The organism is Pseudomonas helleri (genome assembly GCF_009600315.1).
GTDB lineage: Bacteria > Pseudomonadota > Gammaproteobacteria > Pseudomonadales > Pseudomonadaceae > Aquipseudomonas > Aquipseudomonas helleri_A.
Genome location: NZ_WIWC01000010.1, coordinates 1 through 24000 on the forward strand (window position 1 = coordinate 1; position 24000 = coordinate 24000).

Below are 24000 nucleotides of genomic sequence, written 5' to 3' on the forward strand. Positions count from 1 at the left end.
CAGAAAGCCTTGGCTATGCAATATGATGCTCCTGCGTCAATTCAATAACCGTGTTGCACTCAGCTCCTGCAACCGCCCAACCATAAGCGTTCCATTGTGGTGTCCATCCCCAATGATCCACTGCACCCAATCAAGGAGTATGTATCGATTGGCAGTTTTATCGATCACCTGACCACACGTTTGAAGTCTGTGAGCTTTCAGCAATTTTTTAGCCGTCTCATGGATCACGACCAATTGGCTGCGTTCTTTTCGGCACTCAAACACACCTACTTCAAGGTGATCATTGACAAGCCCAACGCGCCAGATTATGCGCTACGAGATTTTGGTATCGCCGAAGAATTCGTCCCGATCAGTGAACCATCAATCAAGTATTCAACGTCACGCGTGGAGGACGATGTATGGGAAACCCTTTACAGCAAAAAGCTGGCGAAAATATTCAAGGATGCCAAAACCCTGGCCGTCTCTACCGACGCCGAAGACCGCAAAACCCGGCAAGACCGATGGGACAGCATTAAACGTATTGGTATGGCGCTGTTCAATGCAGCACTGTTTGTTGTCGCGCCCTTTGTGCCCGTCATAGGGGAAATAATGTTGCTGCAAATGGCTTATCAATTACTCGAAGACGTGTATGAAGGCGTTCACGACTGGGTAGAGGGCAAAGCACTCGAAGCCTATGAACATATGTTTTCAATACTGGAAACCACCGTTCAAATTGGACTGTTCGCAGCGAGTGCAAAAATAGTCGGCGACCTGCTGCCCAAAACCTCCGCTTTCGTGGAAAACCTGAAACCTGTTAAAAGTAATGATGGCGTTACCCGCTTATGGCAACCGGATCTGACACCCTACGAACATCCCACCCAGCCTCCCGCCACTCTTGTAGCCAATAGCAAAGGGCTGCACCGTTATAACGATTCTGAGTTTTTAACCATCGACAACAAAACCTACCGAGTACAAGAGGGCGGCCGCCCTGCGCAATACCGAATAAAACATCCTGTACGGCCCCAGACTTACTCCCCTCGCCTGCGGCATAACGGCAGCGGAGCATGGTCGACTGAAACAGAAACGCCCCTGCAGTGGACGGATGCGCAACTATTTAGACGTCTTGGGCCGTCATATGCCGCGTTTACCGAAGAAGAAGCCGCGAATATATTAGCCATTTCCCGCACAGACAATGCCGTATTGCGCAGCATCCACGACAATGCCCTTCCAGCCCCGGCACAATTGGCCGATACCGTGCAGCGGTTCAAAATCGATAAAGACATTGAGCAATTTATTGCCCAATTGGAAAGCCCGGACCGGGCCACTCGCCTCAACGCCGACCCTTACACTCAGTTGCAACTGCTCATCGACAATGAGCACTGGTCAGCAACCACAGGTTTAAGGGTGCTGGATCCAGAGGGATGGGTGATTGTTCAATATCCTCCCGAGACTATCAGCGCCTCTTACGTCAACATCTATGCATCGCAAATCGAGGAAGGCGAATTACTGAACGCTGTTCTTGAGGAGTTGAACGCATCGGATAGCCGATTATTACTGGGAGTGAGTCCAGCTATTGGTGATGAGTTACCCAACCTTCAGGTCAAAATTGACAAGCTCAGCAGCAACTTGGCGCATCAGGCTCGCCTCAAGCGGGTAGAGCTGTTCAATTCGCGCTATACCACCTTGCAGTTGCGCGGCAATGCAGAATCGGCGCTGCTGCAACAAGCCTTCCCGGGTCTTTCGAGCACTGGCGCACAAGAGCTGATCTGGCATGCCCAAGGTGACGAAGTGCTACAACTGCTCAATCAAAAAACCATTCCCATACGACTACAGGAAGAGGCGCGATGGCAGGTCATGGAGTCCAGAGTCAGTCGGACTTATGAGGGTATGTTCCTGAACTCTTTTTATAATCCTGACAGTGAATGGCTCACCCTCAAAACCCTCGAAAGTCTACCGGGCTGGTCGAAAGAAGTACGCCTGGAAATCCGGGAAGACACTTTTGAAGGCAAAGTGCTCAACTGTATCGGCGAAGAATCGGCGCCCATCCGTAAAATTCTGATCGCCTCCGAGAACCGCTATAGCGCACGGGATGCACTTGATCAAGAATGGCGCTGATGACCTTTACAGCGCAGTGCTGCACGCACTGCCGGACGCTGAGCGTGAGGCATTGGGTTTCCCGCATCCCGGCCAAGGTTCGGCACTCAAGGATCGGGTACGCGCCCAACCCTTGTTTCCCCGCACACAGGTTAGTCAGCATCTGGAGCAACCTGTCGTGGCACTGGACTTCAAATCACCCATGGAGCTTACGTATGGACGGGTCAGCTACCCCTTACTCGGCGCAGACGCTCCAGACAAATCGGTATCGTCTATTGAGGCGCTCGTCCATGAGCTCTACCCCAGTTTGAATACACTCGAAAGGGCCCGCGTAATGTCTTCGCTCCCCTCTACCGAGGTTGAAGCCAGAGAAGTGATTGCACACAGAACACGGGAATGGCACGCCCTGCGCGACGACATGGAGTTATGGACTCTTAATGCTCCTGCCACTAATCAACGCACCGGCGAGATGCTGTCCCCTAACTCAATTATTGCAAGAGTTCAGGACAGAAGAGCCTTCAGTCATGAACTTGAAAGGGCTTACAGGCGACAGACCGCCTTTGACAATCACTATGCCGACCCGGCGCGTGACGGCTTTGAACTAACGCTCACGCGAATATTAATCGAGGACATGCCGACGATTAATGCTGATTTCAGTCATGTCACTTATCTTTCTTTAAATGGCCAAGGCGCGATAACCGGCATCAACGAGTTCCTGCAACACTTCCCCGGATTACGCGTACTTGAACTCAGAAACTTTGAGCTTGATCGCTTACCTGATGCCGTTTTCACCATGCAAAACCTTACAGAGCTGCGCCTGGAAAACAGCGCCATCACCCTGACACCAGAGAGCGCATCAGGGCTGGCCGGGCTTGAGCGTCTGGAATATATCGACCTGGACAACAATCCACTCAATATCACACCTGACTTCAGCAACATGCCCAACCTGAATACAGTGCATTTACACAATACGGAGCTAAGCGTGTTTCCGAGCACACTGCTTGGCCTGTCCGAACTGGAAATCATCGATTTGAGTGAGAACCTGATTACCCATCTACCCAGCGAGCTCTTCGAGGCACCTGCCTACATTACTTCAGGGCTTGATCTGGAAGATAACCCGCTGTCAGAAGACAGCCTGGAGCGGGTGCGCGAATACTTTGCCCAAACAGACATTGATATGAACATCCAGCTTGAAGATGAGGACGCCATAGAGCAGGTCGTGGTCAGTGAGTCAGAGGAATAGTATTCAACTACGCTCCGCAGGTGCCGAAGACAACTCAAAAGGGCTGCTGCTACGTCGCTGATTGCGATCTTCACGAGGCGTTGCACCAAAGAAGTTGCGGTAGGCGCTGGAGAAATGCGGCCCTGACGAAAAACCGCATGACAAGCCAATTTGAATGATCGACTTGCTGGTTTGCATCAGCATTTGCCGAGCCTTGTTCAGACGCAGTTCCAGGTAGTACTGACTGGGTACACGATTGAGGTATTGCTTGAAAATTCGCTCCAACTGCCGACGAGATACGCACACATGCTGGGCTATTTCGTCGGTGGTCAGCGGCTCTTCGATATTGGCTTCCATCAACAATACGGCCTGAGTCAACTTGGGGTGGCTTGAGCCAAGACGATTTTGCAGCGGGATACGTTGGCGCTCGCCGCCCTCACGAATACGCTCCACCACCAACTCTTCGGAAACGGCGCCGGCAAGTTCTGCACCGTGGTCGCGGGCTAAAACAGCCAGTAGCAGATCCAGCACCGACAACCCACCGCATGCGCTCAAGCGGTCGCGATCCCAGTCAAATAAATGGCTGGTGGCTATCACTTTTGGGAAACGCTCGGCAAAGTCGTCCTGCCAGCGCCAGTGCACGGCAGCGCGATAACCATCAAGCAAGCCCAACTGCGCCAACGGGTACACGCCTGCTGACAAACCGCCGATCACACACCCGGCACGCACCAATTGCTTAAGTGCGCTGCTCAAGGCCGGAGCTATTGAGATGGGTGGCTCATCCGCCAGCAAAAACAGCTTTTGGTAACCCTCGAGCTTACCCGCCCAAGGCTCGCCGGGCAGTTGCCATGCTCCCTGGGCTGGAGCCTCGGCCTGCAAAAACGACAATTCATACACGACTTCAGGATGCACGCGCTGAGCAACACGCAAGGCTTCCTCTGCCAGCGCCAGAGTCAGGGCTTTGGTGCTGGGCCAAATGAGAAAGCCAATTCGATGGGCGGTCATAGCGTGCTATCCGGAACGAAAACGGGATTAAAAACAAAAGGCCAGGCATGTTTCGCGAGGAACGAAGCATGCCCTATATCAGTGCATAGCGGCAGTGTTAAAAATGATTACTTCAAGCTGCCCGACAGAAACTGCTGCAAGCGCTCGCATTGCGGATTCACCAGCACTTCGCGCGGATTGCCACTCTCTTCAACAATACCTTTGTGCAGGAACACCAGTTGGTTCGACACTTCACGGGCAAAGCCCATTTCGTGGGTGACGACCACCATGGTGCGGCCCTCCAGCGCCAGATCCTGCATGACCTTCAACACATCGCCCACCAACTCGGGATCGAGCGCCGAGGTGGGCTCGTCAAACAGCATGACTTCTGGCTCCATTGCCAACGCCCGGGCGATAGCCACACGCTGCTGCTCACCTCCAGACATATGCCCCGGATAAGCGTCCTTTCGATGAGACACGCCGACCTTGTTCAAGTAATGCTCGGCTTTTTCCCGCGCGTCGGCTTTAGACATTCCCAATACATGCACGGGCGCTTCCATGATGTTTTCCAACGCTGTCATGTGCGACCACAGATTGAAGTGTTGGAACACCATCGACAGACGCGAACGCATGCGTTGCAGTTGCTTGGGATCAGCGGCCTTAAGCCCGCCGTCCTTGTTGGCGATCAGCTTGAGTTCTTCGCCATTGAGCAGGATTTTGCCAGCATGGGGCTGCTCAAGCAGGTTGATGCAGCGTAAAAAGGTACTTTTACCAGAACCGCTGGAACCAATAATGCTGATCACATCGCCCGCTTTGGCAGCCAGTGAAACGCCTTTGAGCACCTCGTGAGCGCCATAGCGTTTATGCAGGTCTTGGACTTCAAGTTTGTACATGCTGTCGGTTCTCACAAAAACAGTCAGTCGTTGAGCAAGCGCCCGTGACGCAAAGGCTCGCGCCCCGCCACTTTGGCCAGCCAGAAACCGGGTTGGGCATAACGCAGTCGCTCAACGGCGAATAATACGCCGGCCGTACCTGCGCATACCGTACTGACCCGGTCGGATAATGGATCAATCACTTCAAACACCGGTTCGCCGGTTTCTACCCAGGCGCCCGCCGGACGCAAAAAGCTCACCACACCGGGGTGCGGTGCAAACAATAATTCGGTGCCTTCGAAGGGCATGCCTTCGCACGGCTCATGCTGCGCGCTCGGCCACTCACCCGTGATCAGACCTTGCTCAGCAAGAAACGCCAGAATGCCTTCAGCATAGGCTTGTGCTTCTGGACGTCCGGTGTCGGACTGCCCGCCCAACTCAAGCGTGGTGGCCATACACGCCAAAGGTAGCTGCGCTTCGCCAAACTGACGCTGCAATCTGAGCCATGGCAAAGAACAGGCCTCATCAAATGAACTGCCACCCGAATCTTCGGCCAGCAAACCGACACGCATATTTAAATGCGCAGCCAGCGAGCGCCATTTGGGCCAATGCTGCGGCAATGCATACATGTGCAGTGCAGCTTCGGCATCGCAATGCAGGTCCAGCACAATATCGGCATTGCAAGCGTGACTCAGCAGCACGCGCTGCATCCCTTGCAATTGAGTGGTGGCAGTTGGCAAATCAGTCAGCACTTCAAGCATCGTCTGACGAATCATACGAATATTGGCATGCGGATCATCGCCCAAGCGCCCTGCCAGCTTCTCGGCCACAGGCGCACTCAACTCAACGAAGTCGCGGTTGAAATTCTTACCGCTGCCGCACTCGAAGCGCCCCTGATGATTACCTTGCAGCAGCTGTCCCAAGCCCAAAGGGTTAGCCACCGGCACCAACTCGATCACACCGTTCAGGAAGCCTTGAGCCTCAAGTTCAGTCAGACGTTTCTTCAGTTCCCAAGCGCAACGCATACCCGGCAACTCGTCGGCATGCAAGCTGGCCTGAATATAAGCCTTGCGTTCGCCAGCACCGAAACGAAACACCGTGATCTGTCGCTCACTGCCCAAGCTGCTCCACGGCAGTACATGATCGATACGTTCCATGGGTCAAGCCTTGCGTGGGGCCATATAGCCCAGCCAGCGGCGCTCGGCCAGTTTGAACAGGCGCACCAGAATAAAGGTCAGGGCCAGATAGAAAATGCCAGCCGTGATGTAGGCCTCAAATGGCAAGTAGTACTGCGCATTGACGGTGCGTGCGGCACCCGTGATGTCGATCAGAGTGACGATGGACGCCAGGCTGGTGGTTTGCAGCATCATGATCACTTCGTTGCTGTACTGCGGCAGCGCGCGGCGCATGGCCGAAGGCAACAAAATGCGGCGGTACATTTTGGAACGCGACATACCCATCGCCTTGGCCGCTTCAATTTCACCATGAGGCGTAGCCTTGAGGCTGCCGGCAATGATCTCGGCCGTGTAGGCGCTGGTATTGATGGCAAACGCCAGGCACGCACAGAAGGTCGCGCTCGATAGCAGCGGCCACATAAAACTCTCGCGCACCGCTTCGAACTGAGCCAGGCCGTAGTAAACCAGGAACAGCTGCACCAGCATGGGCGTGCCACGGATCACATAGGTGTAAAGCCATGCCGGGAAATTGATCCAGGGCTGTTTGGAGACACGCATCAGCCCCAGCGGAACCGCCACCAACAGACCAAAGAACAGAGAAATCCCCAACAGTTTGAGGGTTTCCAGCAAACCACTCAGGTACAGCGGCAGGCTGTCCCAAATGACGGTGTAGTCGAAGATCATAGATCAGCCGCCTTTACGCCTACCGAGTAGCGCTTCTCAAGTTGTCGCAACGCCAGCAGCGAAACACTGGTCAACACCAAATACATCGCGGCAACGGCCAGAAAGAAAGTGAACGGCTCACGCGTGGCATCGGCTGCCTGCTTGGCCCTGAACATCATGTCTTGTAGACCCACGACTGAAATCAGCGCTGTGGCCTTGGTCAACACCAGCCAGTTGTTGGTGAACCCCGGGATCGCCAAGCGAATCATCTGCGGGACCAACACCCGGAAAAACACTTGAAAGCTGCTCATGCCGTAAGCCATGCCGGCTTCGGCCTGACCTTTGGGAATGGCCATAAAGGCGCCGCGAAACGTCTCGGAGAGGTACGCACCAAAGATAAAGCCCAACGTGGCGATGCCGGCTGCCAGCGGATTCAGATCTATGTAATCGTCGTACCCGAGCATGGGCGCCACGCTGTTAAGCAAGTTTTGACCGCCGTAAAAAATCAACAGGATCAGTACCAGATCGGGAATCCCGCGGATGACCGTTGAATACAGATCACCCAACCAGGCCAGCCAGCGCACCGGAGACAGGCGCAATGAAACACCGATCAAACCTAAAACAATGGCCAGAGCCATGGACGACAAGGCGAGTTGAAGCGTCAGCCAAGCACCATCGAGGATGACTGCCCCGTAGCCTTTCAACATGATTCCGGCCCTCGAAAAATTAGCTCGAAAATTAAAATGAAAAAATGGCGCAAACTTCAGAAATTCTGTTGCTTGCGCCATTTCAGACAATTTGCAGCGATGAGTTACTTCGCGTCAGCGCCGTAAATATCGAAGTCGAAATATTTGTCCTGGATTTGCTTGTATTTGCCGTTAGCACGGATGGCAGTGATCGCTTCGTCGATCTTGCCTTTTAGCGCATCGCCTTTACGAACGGCGATACCTACGCCATCACCGAAGTATTTAACGTCGGTGAACTGTGGACCCACAAACGCATAGCCTTTGCCTGCATCGGTTTTCAGGAAACCATCTTGCAGCAACGTGGCGTCGGCCACTGTGCCGTCGAGGCGACCTGCCTGTACGTCCAGGTAAATTTCATTCTGCGAGCTGTAGGGAACAACCGTGGCACCTTTAGGGGCCAGGACTTCCTTGGCAAAACGGTCATGGATCGAACCACGCTGCACGCCGATTTTCTTGCCTTTGAGCTCGTCGAGGCTGTCGCTGACAACCGTGCCTTCTTTCATTACCAGACGCGCTGGCGTCAAGTAGTAGCGAGTGGTGAAATCGACCGATTTTTTGCGGTCATCTGTGATGGACATCGAAGACAGAATCGCGTCGATCTTGCGCACTTTGAGTGCTGGAATCAGGCCGTCGAACTCTTGCTCAACCCACACACACTTGACTTGCATCTGCTCACACAGAGCATTACCGATGTCGTAGTCGAAGCCAACGATGCTGCCATCCGGCGCCTTGGAGGCAAACGGAGGGTACGCTGCTTCAATACCAATTTTCAGAGGTTTTTCATCTGCGAAAGCCTGCAGGGACAGCACGGACAGTGCCAAGGCGCCAAGAAGCACGAGTTTCTTCATCTTAGGACTCCATCGGTAAAGGGCAATAAAGGCAGAGTGAGCGCGAGCCCAATATGCAGAGGTTAAACCGGGAATGCGGCGCCACGTCCTACTGGCGTTGTGCTGAAGGCAGCACAACAACGACGAGCGAGTGAGGGGCATTCTAACGACAGGCTTCAAGCCGTTATTTCTTCAATGCGACAACAAATTACAGATGCACCGAAAAAGGCGACTCTAGCAATTGACAGCTCTTCAAATTCATGCAAGAGCAAAAAACATACAACCTAAGTGATTTGCAAATAGCGGGCCTATTATTCGCAAAGCCTTCTATTCCGGCAAGTGTAGCGTTTCATCTTATGTCTCATCGCCCCTCAAACCGCTCTAAAACAGGGCTTTTGGTATCTCTATGCCACACATTGGCACAGCCGGTTACATCTATAGGTAACATCCAGCCCCCCTTTAGCTTCCACAAGCCACCAATAAAAAGCCCCGCCAGGCTGTGCCGGGAGGGGCTTGATCAGACAAAAGGACGTTACGCGACCTTCATGCCTTTATGGGTATCAATCAAGTGCTGCACCACACCCGGATCAGCCAAGGTGGAAATGTCTCCCAAACCGTCGTACTCACCGGTGGCAATTTTGCGCAAAATACGGCGCATGATTTTGCCCGAGCGGGTTTTTGGCAAGCCTGGCGCCCACTGAATAACATCCGGCGAAGCAATCGGGCCGATTTCCTTGCGCACCCAGTTTTTCAACTCAAGACGCAAGGCTTCGTTAGGCTCTTCGCCGCCGTTAAGAGTGACGTACACGTAGATACCCTGCCCTTTAATGTCGTGAGGGACACCGACAACAGCCGCCTCGGCCACTTTAGGGTGCGCCACCATCGCACTTTCGATTTCCGCCGTGCCCATACGGTGGCCGGATACGTTCAGCACGTCATCCACACGACCTGTAATCCAGTAATAGCCATCTTCGTCCCGTCGGGCGCCATCACCAGTGAAATACATGCCGCGGAACGTCTTGAAGTAGGTGTCGACGAAGCGATCATGATCGCCATACAAGGTCCGCGCCTGACCCGGCCATGAATCCAGAATGACCAGATTGCCCTCCGCCGCACCTTCAATAAGATTGCCCAGATTATCGACAAGCCCCGGCACTACACCGAAGAACGGTCGTGCCGCCGAACCTGGCTTGAGGGCATGCGCACCCGGCAGCGGGCTCATCATGCAAGCGCCAGTTTCGGTCTGCCACCATGTGTCCACAATCGGGCAGCGCTCTTTGCCTACCGTGGTGTAGTACCAGTTCCAGGCCTCGGGATTGATCGGTTCGCCCACTGATCCCAGCAAGCGCAAGCTGGAACCGTCAGCGTCTTTCACGGCGGCCTGACCTTCGGCCATCATCGCGCGAATGGCCGTTGGCGCGGTGTAGAGGATATTGACCTTGTGCTTGTCGACGATTTTCGACACACGGGTGATGTCCGGATAGTTCGGCACGCCTTCAAACAGCAGCGTGGTCGCACCGTTGGCCAACGGCCCATAAACAATATAGGTATGGCCGGTCACCCAGCCTACGTCGGCCGTACACCAATACACCTCGCCTGGACGGTAATCGAAAACGCGCTCGTGGGTCAGCGCCGCATAGAGCAGATAGCCACCCGTGGTGTGCTGCACACCCTTGGGCTTGCCCGTGGAGCCCGAGGTATAAAGGATAAACAGCGCTTCTTCAGCGCCCATCTCTTTAGGGGCGCAATGCGTCGAAGCCACGGCCATCAGGTCGTGGTACCAGATGTCACGGTGCTTGTACCAGGCAATGTCACCACCGGTACGCTTGAACACGATGATTTTCTGCACGCTTGAGGTATCAGGGTTGGTCAACGCCACATCAACGTTGGCTTTGAGCGCTGTACGCTTGCCGCCACGCACACCTTCGTCGGCGGTGATTACCACTTTGGATTTGCAGTCAATGATCCGACCAGCCAATGCTTCTGGCGAGAAGCCACCGAAAACGACCGAATGAATGGCGCCGATGCGGGTACAAGCCAGCATCGCCACCACGGCTTCGGGCACCATCGGCATATAAATCGTCACCACGTCACCACGGTGCACATCCTGTCCGCGCAAGGCGTTGGCCAGTTTGCACACTTCTTCGTGCAGCTCACGGTAGGTGACGTTGCGTTGTTCGGAGGGATCGTCACCCTCCCAAATGATTGCGACTTGATCACCGCGCTCGGCAAGGTGGCGATCCAGACAGTTGTAGGAAACGTTGAGAGTGCCGTCCGCAAACCATTTGATATCGACATGATGGTCGTCAAAAGAGGTTTGCTTGACCGTCGTAAACGGTTTGATCCAGTCGAGACGCTTGGCTTGCTCGCGCCAGAACCCGTCGGGGTTGACGACCGATTGCTGATACATCGCCTTGTATGTCGCCTCGTCGGTCAGCGTATTGGCGGCAACGTCCGGGCGTACGGGGTACAGGGAAGCGGCACTCATGTCTCATACCTCAATATTTGTAGTTGTTGTTTTCCTTTGTTTTAGCCGGGCCGAGGCGCGACTTCCATTCGACGTTGGTAGTAAGAAACAGGTAGAAAATTCGTAGCTTTTGTAGCGACCGCTCAAGGACAGTGCTTACAGCCATATCACGCTCATTGCGGGCCTTGAAAAACAGGTGGTGCAAACGGCTACCGGCCCTGATTGTTGCAAAATCTGTCAACAGTCTTTATCAAAAGCCCCTCTATATGCCCGTACGGCACAGGCATAAAATTCATCTCGCCAACCAAGGCACTGCGATTAACGCAAGTTACTGCCCCCACGAAGGTAAGTGTAATCGCTCTTCATGACTTAGTTTTACACGCAGCCTCACAAGGGCTGCGTGACCCTACTCGACCAAAATACAGGTATTGATCAAATGAAAGCGTTGTTAGTTCTGGCCCTCAGCAGTGTGTGCTTTACCGCCATGGCTGATGAAGTGAACACTCAGGTCTCAAGCCAGCAACCCGCCGTTGAACACTATTCCTACTCCTCGGAACTGGACATCGCCAAAGTTATATCCATGAGCGAAATTCCGAATGTCTGTGAAGTTGTACCAGCACAAATGGTTTATGAAGATTCTCAGGGCATGAAACATACACTTGAATATCGCGTAATGGGTAATGGCTGCTCCAACGGCTAACACCACGCTTATCCACCGGGATTAATAGTTTTTATATAACTAATTCGGGCGAACTAATGATTAAGCGCCCCTTCTCAGGACATCGATAAATGGATCGCTCACTGGTATTGGCCATTGGCATATCGGTATTGGCAAGTGTCGCTTTCGCGGCGCAAGGTTACGAAAGCTTACAGCGCGTGACGACTTCAAACGTCGGTGTCGAGCACTCCCGCTCTGCCTTTTATGTTGAAGACGGTTACGACAGCACTCGCTCTGCCGTATTTGCAGAGGATGGCTATGACCGCACGAATGGTCATCGGTTAAGCTGATACCGCATCGACTTAACGCCCGGTTTCGGCCGGGCTTAGTCTGTCCTGATGTAAAACTCGCTCCTCCCTGCGCACGCCCCTTGCGCCGCCTTCCTCACGCCCTGAAACTTTCTGCAGACCAAACCTCGCCAAGTACCGGCCCAGCCGAAGCCCAGCTCAAAATTAGGGCATTTCGTCGCATCGCCGCAAAAAAAACTGGCTGAAATACCCCGTACAAAACCCGTATACTGGCGCCTTCCGAAGGGGCAGCAATATCCCTTGATCGGGTTGTAAGCAACGCGCGTCCGGCCTTGTGGGCCGAGGTGAGATGCAACACACATAGCATCCCCTTAGCGACAGCGGGACAGCCCCCCGAATATATTCATGTTTTTGCGTGCGTATATCGCTACTGCAGCAACATTTCTTAGATCCAAGTGGCCTATGGCCGTGTGACAACCAAACATTCAGTGTTACCACACGGGCGCAGGCCCTCACGCAGGAGACGACACGTCATGCTGAGCTGGGACGAATTCGACAAAGAAGACGGCGAAGTCGCCGCAAAAGGCGCCAACGCTGGCCATGCTACTGAAGCCAACATGGACCGTCTGGACACCGCGGGTGGCGTTGCGGCTCAGGAAGCCCGCGCAGTCACTGCCAACGACTCCGAAGCGATCAAGCGTGCCAAGGCCGCACTGGACAATCTCGACGTCGCCGAAGGTCTGGCTGAACTCGAAGGCGCCAGCGCCCGTGTAGCCGTTGACGAAAAGATGATGATCAACTGCCGCGCCGACCTGAACCAACTCGTACCGTTCAAGTACGACTGGGCCTGGCAGAAGTATCTGGATGGTTGTGCCAACCACTGGATGCCGCAAGAAGTCAACATGACCGCCGACATCGCCCTCTGGAAAAACCCGGAAGGCCTGACCGACGACGAACGCCGCATCGTCATGCGTAACCTGGGCTTCTTCTCGACAGCCGACTCCCTGGTTGCCAACAACCTGGTGCTGGCAGTGTACCGCCTGATCACCAACCCGGAATGCCGCCAGTACATCCTGCGCCAGGCATTCGAAGAGGCGATTCACACCCACGCTTACCAGTACTGCATCGAATCGCTGGCCATGGATGAAGGCGAGATCTTCAACATGTACCACGAGATTCCATCAGTCGCTAAAAAGGCGACCTGGGGCCTGAAGTACACGCGCTCGATCTCCGATCCGAAGTTCGAAACCGGCACCGTTGAGACCGACAAAGAGTTGCTACGCAACCTGATCGCTTACTACTGCGTTCTGGAAGGCATCTTCTTCTACTGCGGTTTCACCCAGATCCTTTCCATGGGTCGTCGCAACAAGATGACCGGCGTTGCAGAACAGTTCCAGTACATTCTGCGCGACGAATCCATGCACCTGAACTTCGGCATCGACGTGATCAACCAGATCAAAATTGAAAACCCGCACCTGTGGGACGCTGAAATGAAGGAAGAAGCTTCGCAGATGATCCTGCAAGGCACTCAGCTGGAAATCGAATACGCACGTGACACCATGCCACGCGGTGTATTGGGCATGAACGCTGCGATGATGGAGGACTACCTCAAGTTCATCGCTAACCGCCGCCTGTCGCAAATCGGCCTGAAAGAAGAGTATCCAGGCACCACTAACCCATTCCCATGGATGAGCGAAATCATGGACTTGAAGAAAGAGAAAAACTTCTTCGAGACACGGGTTATCGAGTACCAGACTGGCGGCGCGCTGAGCTGGGATTGATCCCTGACTCACTTGTTCGCCAACGTTAAAAAGGGCTGCCTCAGGGCAGCCCTTTTTATTGGACACGTTCTATCGAAAACATTAATCGAAAAAATCGACCATTACCGGGACGGTACTCGCCTTGAACCGGGGACCACGGGCAAAGATTCTCCCTCGGCATTGATCAGAAAAATGAGTTTGATGGCCGCAAAAAACAACTGTATAAAAACACAGTATGTTTTCTAGCATCGACTCAGCCCGGAGAATCCCCATGCCCAACTCAGCCATGCGCAGCACATTTGAGCGCATCATCATTAATCAATTTACTGCCCTGCACTGCGCGCAAGCCCGTGAAATGCTCGGCTGGACCTTCGAGCAACTGAGTCAGCACTCAAAGGTTTCAGTACCTGCCATCCAACGCTTTGAAGCTGGAGAAGCCATACGCGATGTCACGCGTCTGGCGTTGGCATACAGCCTGGAAGCACAAGGTCTGGTCTTCTTTCCAGGGTTCGCACCTGGCCGGGGCGGCAATATCCGGGGTACGACCCCAGACCCGATTGGCCGCGAAGACTTCGCCCTCATTGAGTAATGCCCCCCCAATACTGAACACTGCTGCTACTTGACCAAGGGGACTGCCTGGGCTTGTGAATCAAGCCACCAGGCACGCCCCTTGTGCGGCTGTAACAGATTGAATGCCTCGCCCATTGATGGCGTTGTTATGAGCACATTGCGCTGCTCTGCCAACGCCACAATACGATCAAATGGCTCATGCCAGGCATGGAAAGCCAAATCAAAGGTGCCGTTATGAATCGGCAACAACCAGCGGCCTTTAAGATCAATATGGGCCTGCAAGCTTTGCTCAGGCTGCATGTGTACGTCTGGCCAATCGAGGTTGTAGGCACCCGTTTCAATCAAGGTCAAATCAAAGGGCCCAAAACGTTCGCCTATTTGTTTGAAACCGTCGAAATAACCTGAATCCCCGCTGAAAAAGATTCGCACGTCATTGATGACTATTACCCAGGACACCCACAACGTCTGATTGTGGTCAGACAGCCCTCGCCCCGAAAAATGCTGGCTCGGCGTCGCGATAAAGCGAATACCCTCGAGCTGCGTCTCCTGCCACCAGTTCAATTGCTGAATTTTTTCACTCGCAACCCCCCATTTCGCGAGCAGGTCGTCCACACCCAGCGGCGTTAGAAAATGTCGGGTTTTGCCCGCTAACGTCAACACTGTTTTTTGATCGAGATGGTCGTAGTGGTTGTGGGAAAGAATCACGGCATGCAACGGCGGCAGTTCATCCAGACTGATAGGCGGCGCATGAAATCGCTTGGGACCTGCCCACTGAAAAGGTGAGGCACGCTCCGCGTATACCGGGTCGGTCAGCCAGAATTTGCCATTGAATTTGAGCAACAGTGTTGAATGGCCAAGACGATAAACACTGTAGTCCGCAGCCGCTTCAAGTTCTGGTCGGGTTATCGGCCTGACAGGAATAGCCTCAGCTGGCCGTGTATTTGCGGGCTTATGAAACAGCAACTTCCAAAAGATCACCAAGGTCTTGAAGAGACTAAAAACAGGCATGACTCGCTCATTTTGATAGCGCCCTTGATGCTTCCTTGCAGGCTTGAGGCCTTCATGATCAGATGCACTAAATGGCATATGGCTACTACCCCTCGACGGAAAAAAATAATTGCACTTGCTTTTAACACCCGGGAACGTCGATTGTGCTTTGGTTCCTCCGGGCTAATGCAAAATGCCGTTACAGCAATAGCCAGGCTTTGGGCCTAAACATATTGCGCAGATAGCTATGGATAATCAAAGAGGCAAAGGCTTGTCGTTCGCCCGGCGGATCTATGCGCCCCGGGCCATTGGTTCGGGGTTTGGTGGACTCGCTTTAGTCGCCTTTCTCTATCCACTCAACATACCGAACTGGGTGTGGATGCTACTGCTGGCCAATGCGCTTGTATGGCCACATCTGGCCTTTCAGCTGTCATCACGATCGGCCTATCCGTATAGAGCTGAGCGGCTAAATATTTTAATCGACTCGCTGGGCGGAGGATTTTGGGCAGCCAGCATTCAGTTCAACCCCCTTCTGACCGTCATCATCGTTTCAATGATGATGATGCATAACGTCGCCGCAGGAGGCCCCAAACTGCTGTTGCGCGGAGCATCGGCGCTCTGATTTCCTGTCTTGTCTTGGGTATCGCGTTCAACCCCCATACCTCAAACCTTCAAGTCTTTGCCTGCTTGCCTGTATTGATCCTTTACCCTTTATCAGTCGGCATGGTCAGTTACGGGCTGGCAATCAAACTGGCCGAGCACAAAAGCACACTCAGAGCACTGAGCCGCACTGACAGCCTGACAGGGCTGCTCAATCACGGTTCATGGAAAGACCTATTGCAACTGATATTCCAAAAGTGTCAGCAGAACCAAGCCACAGCCACCCTCGCGCTGATTGATGTCGACCACTTCAAACGCATCAATGACACCTTCGGGCATCTGGTGGGGGACGCCGTGCTGCGCCAGCTAAGCAAGGAGCTTCAGCAAAACCTGCGCGCCGAGGACTTGGCCGGGCGCTACGGCGGAGACGAGTTTTGCGTCATTTTACCCAGCCGCTCACTGCACCAGGCCAAGGAAATCATGGAGCGCATGACTCAAGTGTGTGGTGAATTCAGGCACGCTGATGAGCCCGATCTACGCGTTAGCTTGAGCGTGGGACTGGCGTCCTACAGAGCTGAGTACGAAGATGCTTCTGCATGGCTCAATGAAGCCGACAAAGCGTTATACATTGCGAAAAAAACAGGCCGCAACAAGATCAGCATGGGAGCCGCTGATCTGCTGTTGGAGACGGTCCCCGGCAAGCGTTAAAGCAGGGCACGCTAAGCCCTGCCGGCATTGCTCTGCACGCAGCGACGCACCGCTGAAATCTCGGGCACATCCTGACGCTGCATATAAACCCGCAGGGGTTCAGTGATGTTCAGACGGTCGTCGACATGTTGATCCAGTAATAACTGAATCAACTCGCGCTTGAGGGTCATGGTGTCTGATTCGCCGGGCTGCCAGACAAACTCGTGGGTGGGCGTAATGCTGTCATCTGCCACGTCCATTCCGAAAGAATCTTCGCTAAAGCGGACAATGTGCCGCGCTGTCTTACGATTGAAACCAACAAAGCCGTTAAGTAGATCCGCGGCCTGGCAGATTAATTGTGAAGTGATGCGCATGGTAAACCTCAATGACAAGCCCTGAGGGCAATAGGGTCGATGGTTTACACACAAGACATGCTTCGCCTCCCTCTGCCGGGGACGCTGAAGGGTTCAAGACTACTGCACAACTTTTCTAAAACCAAGGATCTCGCCAATGCCGGTCACTGTTGCCAGACGCACCCTGCTGCCAAGTTTGTTACTCGCCATGGTTGGCGCACACGCGGCCCCTGAGCCCATCACGCCGCCAGCACAGATCGCAAGCAGGTATGCAATTGCACACCCCGCCGTTATCGCCCATCGCGGTGCATCGTACGATGCACCCGAATCAACAGCAGCGGCCTATAAACTCGCCCGGGATCTGGGCGCAGACTATCTGGAAATGGACCTGCAACGCAGTCAGGACGGTGTGCTTATTGCCCTCCACGACAACAGCCTGTTGCGTACCACCGATGTGGCCAATAAATTCCCGGAACGCAAAAACCAACCAGCCAGTGCATTCACTCTGGCCGAACTTAAAACACTGGATTCCGGCAGTTGGTTCAACAAGGCCTACCCGGATCGCGCACGCCCTTCGTACGTTGGCCTGCCCATACTGACGCTGGACGAAATAATCGATATTGCTCAAAGCAATCCGCGCCACACGCCCGGCTTATACATTGAAACCAAAGAGCCGCAACTATTCCCCGGGATAGAGCACGATCTGAAGCGCACACTGACGCAACGCGGCTGGTTGCCTTCTCAACCTGATCGCCAGGGGCGGGTCATCCTGCAAACCTTCGACAAAAATAGTCTTCAGCTGCTACAAAAAGAGATGCCTGACACACCCAAGGTATTGCTTCTTTGGGTGGGCGCAGGCGGGATGACACCTGACAAGAGCGTCAGCTTCGCGCAATCCGGTAAGAAGGATAAAGCAGCCTACTACGCCACACTGCACCCCAATGATAAAACCGAGTTCACACAATGGCTCGATTTTGCCAAGCTCAACGGTGCTATCGGTATAGGCCCATCTGCCCTCTGACCCACGGGGGCGATCAGAGTTATTCCGACCTGATTCAACCCTGGATGAACACAGAAGCCCATGAAAGAGGCTTGCTGGTGCACGCTTACACCCTCGATGAGCCCGTGGATTTCAATAAGGCGATGGCTGCAGGCGTAGATGGCATATTCACCAACCGCACCCGCGAACTGCTCAACTATTATCAGCGCCCGAGTCCCCACACCGTTAAGCAGGTTCTGCAGCAAAACGGCTATTAATCAGGCAGAGCATCCGGGCCAAACCTTGAACTGCGTATGTACTCACCCTCAGCCCCTCTTGAAAGTTAAAGACCAAGGCTCAAAATTAAGGATGAATTAAGTTGCGAGGGTTAACCTGAGCCCACTTAAACAACTCACCCAAGAGGGTCAAACATGAAAGCACTTAATGTATTGTTCGCCGCAATGACGTTGACACTGGCAGCAGGCGCTGCCCAAGCCGATGTGCGCCCTGACCATATTCCAGACTTGCTCAAATCGGGACAAATCAAACCCTTTGAGCAACTCAATAAAATTGCTATTGAGCAACACCCCGGTGCAACCATCACCGATACCGAGTTGGACAAAAAGCTGGGCAAACTGGTCTATGAAGTTGAACTGCGCGACAGCAAAAACATCGAGTGGGATGTGAAAATCGACGCAGCGACTGGCGAAGTTCTGGAAAACAAACAAGACACTTGAATTCCATCGGTAACCGCCGCCTTGTTCTTCATGAACAAGGCGGTTTTTTGTCGTCAGCGTTCAGAGAAACTGAACTGACCGATAGGGAATAAGTGTCTTTAAAACCCATATGAGTAGACACTGGCAGTTCTTTTCAACGTCACTGTCTATTGCCTCTGACTTCCCATCACACCTCAACAGAACCTGCGCATGAACACCCGCCTCTGTGCCTACGACCAGCTGACACCCGAGCAACGTCTGCAATTGCTTGAGGTTAAGGTTAATGCCGAGCAAATGGTTTTTTGCGGCACCATCGAATCCGCATTGCACGCTCTTCCAAGCCAAGGTCATCCTGCCATTTGCGCCTTTGTTTTACTGGACGATGGTCGCCCCGTTGCCTTTTTGCTGCTCAAGCGCCAGCCATTTCTGGCCCATTGGGCTGATGCCGACAGTGCCACCTTGCACTCACTCCAGGTCGACGAACGCTTTCAGGGACAAGGATTGGGAAAAATCTGTCTGCACGCACTCCCCGAGGCAGTGCGCAAAGTCTGGCCGCAGATACGCCAGCTGATGCTTTCAGTCAGCCCATACAATACCTCAGCGCTGGCCTTTTACATGAGTCAGGGCTGGGTCGAATGCGGCGAAGCTTATCGCGGAGAAAGGCGCCTGTTGTTCAAACTACCCCCTGCACAAACTGAACATCTAGACGCAAGCTAAAAGCGGGATTTGACCCACTTAATGGCGGCAAATAACAGCGACTAGACAAAAAGCCATCACTGCCCGTATTGTTTTGCCCAGACCACCGCAGTGGTCGCGTCGCTCGGACGGTTCCGGGCGCTTACGTATCAGAGGCACTTATGGCAGACCAAGGTTCGCCGCGACGCTTTGCGCGCATCGATCGACTCCCCCCGTATGTATTCAATATCACTGCCGAGTTGAAAATGGCGGCACGGCGCCGTGGTGAGGACATTATCGACTTCAGCATGGGCAATCCCGACGGCCCGACACCGCCACATATTGTTGAAAAACTCTGCACCGTCGCACAGCGTGAAGACACTCACGGCTACTCCACCTCACGAGGCATCCCGCGCCTGCGTCGAGCGATTTCCCGTTGGTACGCCGACCGATACAACGTCGAAATTGACCCGGAACAAGAAGCCATCGTTTCCATTGGTTCCAAGGAGGGTTTGGCGCATTTGATGCTGGCCACACTCGATCAGGGTGACACCGTACTGGTGCCGAACCCAAGCTACCCGATCCATATTTACGGTGCCGTGATCGCCGGCGCCCAAGTGCGCTCAGTGCCGCTGATCCCGGGCGTCGACTTCTTTGCCGAACTGGAAAAAGCCATTCGCGGCTCAATCCCCAAGCCAAAAATGATGATTTTGGGATTCCCGTCCAACCCAACAGCACAATGTGTCGAGCTGGATTTCTTCGAGCGCGTGGTGGCTCTGGCCAAACAGTACGATGTGCTGGTGGTACACGACCTTGCCTACGCCGACATCGTTTATGACGGCTGGAAAGCACCTTCAATCATGCAAGTTCCGGGCGCCAAAGACATTGCCGTGGAGTTCTTCACCCTGTCCAAAAGCTACAACATGGCGGGCTGGCGTATTGGCTTTATGGTCGGTAACGCCGAGCTGGTCAACGCATTGGCACGCATCAAGAGTTACCACGACTACGGCACCTTCACACCCCTGCAAGTGGCGGCGATTGCGGCGCTGGAGGGCGACCAACAGTGCGTTAAGGATATTGCAGAACAATACCGTCAGCGCCGTAACGTGTTGGTCAAAGGACTGCATGAGCTGGGCTGGATGGTCGAGAACCCGAAGGCGTCGATGTATGTCTGGGCCAAGATTCCAGAGGCCTATGCCCACTTGGGGTCATTGGAATTTGCCAAGAAGCTGCTGGCCGAGGCCAAGGTCTGCGTCTCGCCCGGCGTGGGATTTGGTGAGTATGGTGACGATCATGTGCGCTTTGCCCTGATTGAAAATCAGGATCGCATCCGTCAGGCACTGCGAGGGATTCGCGCCATGTTCCGCGCTAACTGACGCGTAGTCGCTGCCGCAGGCTGCGGCAGCGACCACACAACATCAGTTAAACCACTAGCGACAACAGCAGAATAAATATCAAACCTACTACCGACAGAATGGTTTCCATCGCGGTCCAGGTTTTGAAAGTTTCAGCCACGGTCATGTTGAAGTACTGCTTGACCAGCCAGAACCCCGCATCGTTGACGTGAGACAAAATCAACGAACCCGCCCCTGTCGCCAGCACCAGTAGCTCACGATTCACACCCGGAATCATGTCGACTACCGGCAACACGATACCGGCGCCGGTAATGGTCGCCACGGTGGCAGAACCGGTGGCAATACGAATCACCGCCGCCACCAGCCATGCCAGCAGAATCGGCGAGATTTGCGCGTTCACTGCCATATGACCGATCACGTCACCCACACCGCTGGCCACCAGCATCTGCTTGAAACCACCGCCCGCACCAATGATCAGAATGATCGCAGCGGTCGGGGCCAAGCTGGCGTCGAGCAGCTTGAGAATGCGCTTGGAGTCGATCCCTTGACGTGCGCCAAAGGTGTACAACGCCAACAGCAACGCCAACAACAGGGCACTGATCGGGTGACCGATCATGTCCATCCACACGCGGAAGAAGTTGCCATCGGGCAGCGCAACGTCCGCGAACGTCTTGAGCAGCATCAGGAACACCGGCAATAGCACAGTGATCAATGTGATCGAAAAGCTCGGCAGACTACTGGATTCTGGCTCGCTGGCCAGTTGATCCATCAGCTCCTGAGACGCATGACCCGGAATGTATTTGGCGATAAACGTGCCGTAGATCGGGCCGGCGATGATTGCCGTAGGCAGTGCGACGATCAGGCCATACAGGATGGTTTTGCCAATATCAGCACCAAATACACCAATGGCCAGCAACGGGCCAGGATGCGGAGGCACCAGGCCGTGTACCGCTGACAGGCCAGCCAGCAACGGAATACCGATTTTGATGATCGACACACCCGTACGACGCGCAACGATAAACACCAATGGAATCAGCAGGACAAAGCCAATCTCAAAAAACAACGGGATGCCGACCAGGAAGGCCGCAAACATCATTGCCCACTGCACCTTCTCTTTACCGAAGGCCCGGATCAGGGTGCGGGCAATTTGGTCAGCGCCGCCGGAGTCGGCCATCATTTTGCCAAGCATGGTGCCCAGCGCCAGAATGATCCCGACAAAACCCAATACGCCACCGAAACCGTCCTGGAACGATTTGATGATCAGGTTGGCCGGCATGCCCGCGGTCAGGCCCAGAAACGCCGAAGCGATGATCAAGGCAATAAAGGGGTGCAACTTGAACCGGGTGATCAACACGATCAATCCGATAATGGTCACCACTGCATCCAACAGCAGAAAGGTGTTGTGAGACATGCCTAGCATGGGGCTTCTCCTGACTTGTTCTTGTTATTTAAGGCGAATGTACAGCCGTAGCTGAGTCGGATAGCGCTATCTATTTGAAACAACATCATGAGGTTGCCGGTACTCTGTGTTTATCCCACCAGACGACGGCGGCGTTCGCCAATTCGTCGATATCCATTTTCGTTGCGTCCAGTGTCAACACCAGTGGCTCGCCTGTAGGCGATTCCAGGGCAGCGAACTGACTGTCGATCAGCGTCGAAGGCATAAAGTGCCCAGGACGATGAGTAACGCGTTCTGCCGCAACCTGAGGAGTGAGTTCCAGGAACACGAAACCCAAACCATCGACAGCGCCACGTAAACGCTCGCGATACCGCAGTTTGAGTGCCGAACAAGTCAGAACTGGACGCTCACCGCTATCAACGGCACGACGAAGTTCTTCGCACAGGCTGTCAAGCCAGCCCGCGCGGTCCTCGTCGGTAAGGGGAATGCCGGCACTCATTTTTTCAATGTTGGCCGCAGGGTGAAATGAATCACCTTCAATCTGGATGGCGCCATTGCGGTTACATAACGCCTCGCTCACGCTGGATTTGCCGCAGCCGGCAACTCCCATGATGACCAGGGCAGTGATAGGTTGACTCATGAAACACCTCAGTCCGTAGACAGCGCTGTCTTTATTCATGCGTTCAATACTTGAAAGCAAAGCACAAAGCACAGGCTACCGACGTCTAATTCTCATTTTTATGGGGAGACGCGGTAACGCTCTCGACATACAAAGCTGGGGTAATAAGCCTGCACACAATCAGGCAATTGCGGGCACGCGCGGACAGCGCTACCTTAGTGACTTGTTTTTTGTTTGGCAAGCGACCCCGATGACCTCCTCTAAAAACGATAAAAACACCCGAACCACGGGCCGCCCTACCCTCAATGAAGTTGCCCGCATGGCGGGCGTCAGTCCGATCACCGCATCGCGCGCGTTGCGGGGTATCAGCAGTGTTGCCACTGAGCTGGCCGAAAAGGTGCGCAAGGCCGCTGATGAACTGAATTACGTGGTGAACCCTGCCGCCCGGGCTCTGGCTTCAGCGCAGAGTCACTCTGTCGTGGTATTGGTCCCTTCATTGTCCAACCTGCTGTTTATCGACACCCTTGAAGCCATCCATGATGTATTGCGCCCCAAGGGCTTTGAAGTCTTGATCGGCAACTTTCACTACTCCCGCGACGAAGAAGAGAACCTGCTGCGCAACTACATGGCTTACCAGCCTCGCGGCTTGCTACTGACCGGCTTTGATCGCTCCGAAAGCTCACGCCGCATGATTGAAAGCAGCAATGTGCCCTGCGTGTACATGATGGAGCTGGACGCCGGAGCAGGACTTAATTGCGTGGGGTTTTCCCAGCTCAAAGCGGGTGAGACTGCTGCACGGCATTTGATTTCACGGGGCCGTCGACGCCTTGCGTACATTGGCGCGCAACTCGATCAACGCACCCTGCTGCGGGGCGAAGGCTACCGTCGTGCGTTACAGGAGGCTGATTTATACAACCCTGACCTCGAAATCCTCACGCCTCGCCCCTCTTCTGTCGGTTTGGGCGGCGAGTTGTTTTTACATTTGCTGGCCAGCCAGCCGCAGGTGGATGCAATCTTTTTCGGCAATGACGACCTTGCCCAAGGCGCCTTGCTGGAAGCCGCCCGCATCGGCCTTAAAATTCCTGAGCAAATCGCCATCCTGGGCTTCAATGACTTGCCGTCTTCAGAGTTTATGGTGCCGCGACTCAGCAGTATTCGCACGCCTCGGGAAGCCATCGGGCGTCGTGCTGCAGAACAAATGCTGGTGCTAATGGCTGGCAATAAAGTGCCAAACCCGGTACAGGACATGGGTTTTGAGCTAATGGTGCGCGAAAGCAGTTAGGCCCATCAGGGGCGACACTGCGC

21 protein-coding genes and 2 pseudogenes are annotated in these 24000 nt (G+C 54.1%); 12 read left to right on the forward strand and 11 right to left on the reverse strand.

What is annotated here, in order from left to right; genetic code table 11:
- Positions 1-189: 189 nt before the first annotated feature.
- Together GHN86_RS08390 and GHN86_RS08395 are read left to right on the forward strand one after the other, a co-directional pair.
- Positions 190-2094, forward strand: coding sequence for a DUF6543 domain-containing protein (locus GHN86_RS08390; RefSeq protein WP_153386430.1), 1905 nt, complete (start codon positions 190-192; stop codon positions 2092-2094).
- A complete protein-coding gene (locus GHN86_RS08395; RefSeq protein ID WP_153386432.1) occupies positions 2069-3316 on the forward strand; it encodes a leucine-rich repeat domain-containing protein in 1248 nt (415 codons plus the stop codon). The genes GHN86_RS08390 and GHN86_RS08395 overlap by 26 nt, the downstream gene beginning before the upstream one ends.
- Positions 3317-3319: 3 nt before the next feature.
- Here the strand turns inward: GHN86_RS08395 and argR are convergent, their stop codons facing one another.
- The 7 genes from argR to acs form a co-directional block, all read right to left on the reverse strand.
- Positions 3320-4300 (reverse strand): transcriptional regulator ArgR, encoded by a 981-nt coding sequence (gene argR / locus GHN86_RS08400; protein ID WP_153378438.1) that lies wholly within the window; start codon positions 4298-4300, stop codon positions 3320-3322.
- A 107-nt stretch (positions 4301-4407) separates the two neighbouring features.
- Positions 4408-5172 (reverse strand): ABC transporter ATP-binding protein, encoded by a 765-nt coding sequence (locus GHN86_RS08405; RefSeq protein ID WP_153378437.1) that lies wholly within the window; start codon positions 5170-5172, stop codon positions 4408-4410.
- A gap of 23 nt (positions 5173-5195) precedes the next feature.
- Positions 5196-6308, reverse strand: a complete 1113-nt coding sequence (locus GHN86_RS08410; protein ID WP_153378436.1) for a succinylglutamate desuccinylase/aspartoacylase family protein — start codon at positions 6306-6308, stop codon at positions 5196-5198.
- Between the two features lie 3 nt (positions 6309-6311).
- Positions 6312-7010, reverse strand: a complete 699-nt coding sequence (locus GHN86_RS08415) for an ABC transporter permease (RefSeq protein ID WP_153378435.1) — start codon at positions 7008-7010, stop codon at positions 6312-6314.
- Positions 7007-7696: an ABC transporter permease gene (locus tag GHN86_RS08420; protein WP_153378434.1), complete on the reverse strand. Its 690-nt coding sequence runs from the start codon at positions 7694-7696 to the stop codon at positions 7007-7009. The genes GHN86_RS08415 and GHN86_RS08420 overlap by 4 nt, the downstream gene beginning before the upstream one ends.
- Positions 7697-7800: 104 nt before the next feature.
- On the reverse strand, positions 7801-8583 hold the full coding sequence (locus GHN86_RS08425; protein WP_153386434.1) for an ABC transporter substrate-binding protein: 783 nt from the start codon (positions 8581-8583) through the stop codon (positions 7801-7803).
- Between the two features lie 511 nt (positions 8584-9094).
- On the reverse strand, positions 9095-11050 hold the full coding sequence (gene acs, locus GHN86_RS08430; protein ID WP_153378432.1) for an acetate--CoA ligase: 1956 nt from the start codon (positions 11048-11050) through the stop codon (positions 9095-9097).
- Between the two features lie 415 nt (positions 11051-11465).
- On the opposite strand from acs, the gene GHN86_RS08435 reads away from it, so the two are divergent.
- The 4 genes from GHN86_RS08435 to GHN86_RS08450 all read left to right on the forward strand — a co-directional run bounded on the left by GHN86_RS08435 (position 11466) and on the right by GHN86_RS08450 (position 14344).
- Complete coding sequence (locus GHN86_RS08435) at positions 11466-11729, forward strand: DUF2790 domain-containing protein (protein ID WP_153378431.1); 264 nt, start codon at positions 11466-11468, stop codon at positions 11727-11729.
- Positions 11730-11818: 89 nt separating this feature from the next.
- Positions 11819-12037, forward strand: a complete 219-nt coding sequence (locus tag GHN86_RS08440; RefSeq protein WP_153378430.1) for a heme utilization protein — start codon at positions 11819-11821, stop codon at positions 12035-12037.
- A 491-nt stretch (positions 12038-12528) separates the two neighbouring features.
- Positions 12529-13776, forward strand: coding sequence for a ribonucleotide-diphosphate reductase subunit beta (locus tag GHN86_RS08445; RefSeq protein WP_122783414.1), 1248 nt, complete (start codon positions 12529-12531; stop codon positions 13774-13776).
- A 250-nt stretch (positions 13777-14026) separates the two neighbouring features.
- A complete protein-coding gene (locus GHN86_RS08450) occupies positions 14027-14344 on the forward strand; it encodes a helix-turn-helix domain-containing protein (protein ID WP_153378429.1) in 318 nt (105 codons plus the stop codon).
- A 26-nt stretch (positions 14345-14370) separates the two neighbouring features.
- Here GHN86_RS08450 and GHN86_RS08455 read toward each other — a convergent pair whose 3' ends face one another.
- The gene (locus tag GHN86_RS08455; protein ID WP_228389608.1) at positions 14371-15333 is read right to left on the reverse strand and encodes an MBL fold metallo-hydrolase; all 963 of its coding nucleotides are present in this window, start codon (positions 15331-15333) and stop codon (positions 14371-14373) included.
- A gap of 226 nt (positions 15334-15559) precedes the next feature.
- Between GHN86_RS08455 and GHN86_RS08460 the strand changes: the two are divergent.
- Positions 15560-16620 (forward strand): annotated as a pseudogene (locus GHN86_RS08460) (diguanylate cyclase).
- An 11-nt stretch (positions 16621-16631) separates the two neighbouring features.
- Here the strand turns inward: GHN86_RS08460 and GHN86_RS08465 are convergent.
- Complete coding sequence (locus GHN86_RS08465) at positions 16632-16973, reverse strand: DUF2025 family protein (protein ID WP_153378427.1); 342 nt, start codon at positions 16971-16973, stop codon at positions 16632-16634.
- A 136-nt stretch (positions 16974-17109) separates the two neighbouring features.
- On the opposite strand from GHN86_RS08465, the pseudogene GHN86_RS08470 reads away from it, so the two are divergent.
- From GHN86_RS08470 to alaC, 4 genes and pseudogenes are all read left to right on the forward strand, one after another.
- Positions 17110-18209 (forward strand): annotated as a pseudogene (locus GHN86_RS08470) (glycerophosphodiester phosphodiesterase).
- 153 nt (positions 18210-18362) lie between these two features.
- Entirely contained in the window at positions 18363-18668 is a 306-nt protein-coding gene (locus GHN86_RS08475; protein WP_153378425.1) for a PepSY domain-containing protein, read from the forward strand.
- Positions 18669-18857: 189 nt separating this feature from the next.
- Positions 18858-19364: a GNAT family N-acetyltransferase gene (locus GHN86_RS08480; protein WP_153378424.1), complete on the forward strand. Its 507-nt coding sequence runs from the start codon at positions 18858-18860 to the stop codon at positions 19362-19364.
- Between the two features lie 140 nt (positions 19365-19504).
- A complete protein-coding gene (alaC, locus tag GHN86_RS08485) occupies positions 19505-20698 on the forward strand; it encodes an alanine transaminase (protein WP_153378423.1) in 1194 nt (397 codons plus the stop codon).
- 46 nt (positions 20699-20744) lie between these two features.
- On the opposite strand, the gene GHN86_RS08490 is transcribed toward alaC, so the two are convergent.
- On the reverse strand, positions 20745-22097 hold the full coding sequence (locus tag GHN86_RS08490) for a GntP family permease (protein ID WP_153378422.1): 1353 nt from the start codon (positions 22095-22097) through the stop codon (positions 20745-20747).
- Positions 22098-22182: 85 nt separating this feature from the next.
- Positions 22183-22716 (reverse strand): gluconokinase, encoded by a 534-nt coding sequence (locus tag GHN86_RS08495; protein WP_153378421.1) that lies wholly within the window; start codon positions 22714-22716, stop codon positions 22183-22185.
- Positions 22717-22945: 229 nt separating this feature from the next.
- Here GHN86_RS08495 and GHN86_RS08500 point away from each other — a divergent pair, with 229 nt between their 5' ends.
- Entirely contained in the window at positions 22946-23977 is a 1032-nt protein-coding gene (locus GHN86_RS08500; protein WP_153378420.1) for a LacI family DNA-binding transcriptional regulator, read from the forward strand.
- Positions 23978-24000 lie beyond the last annotated feature (23 nt).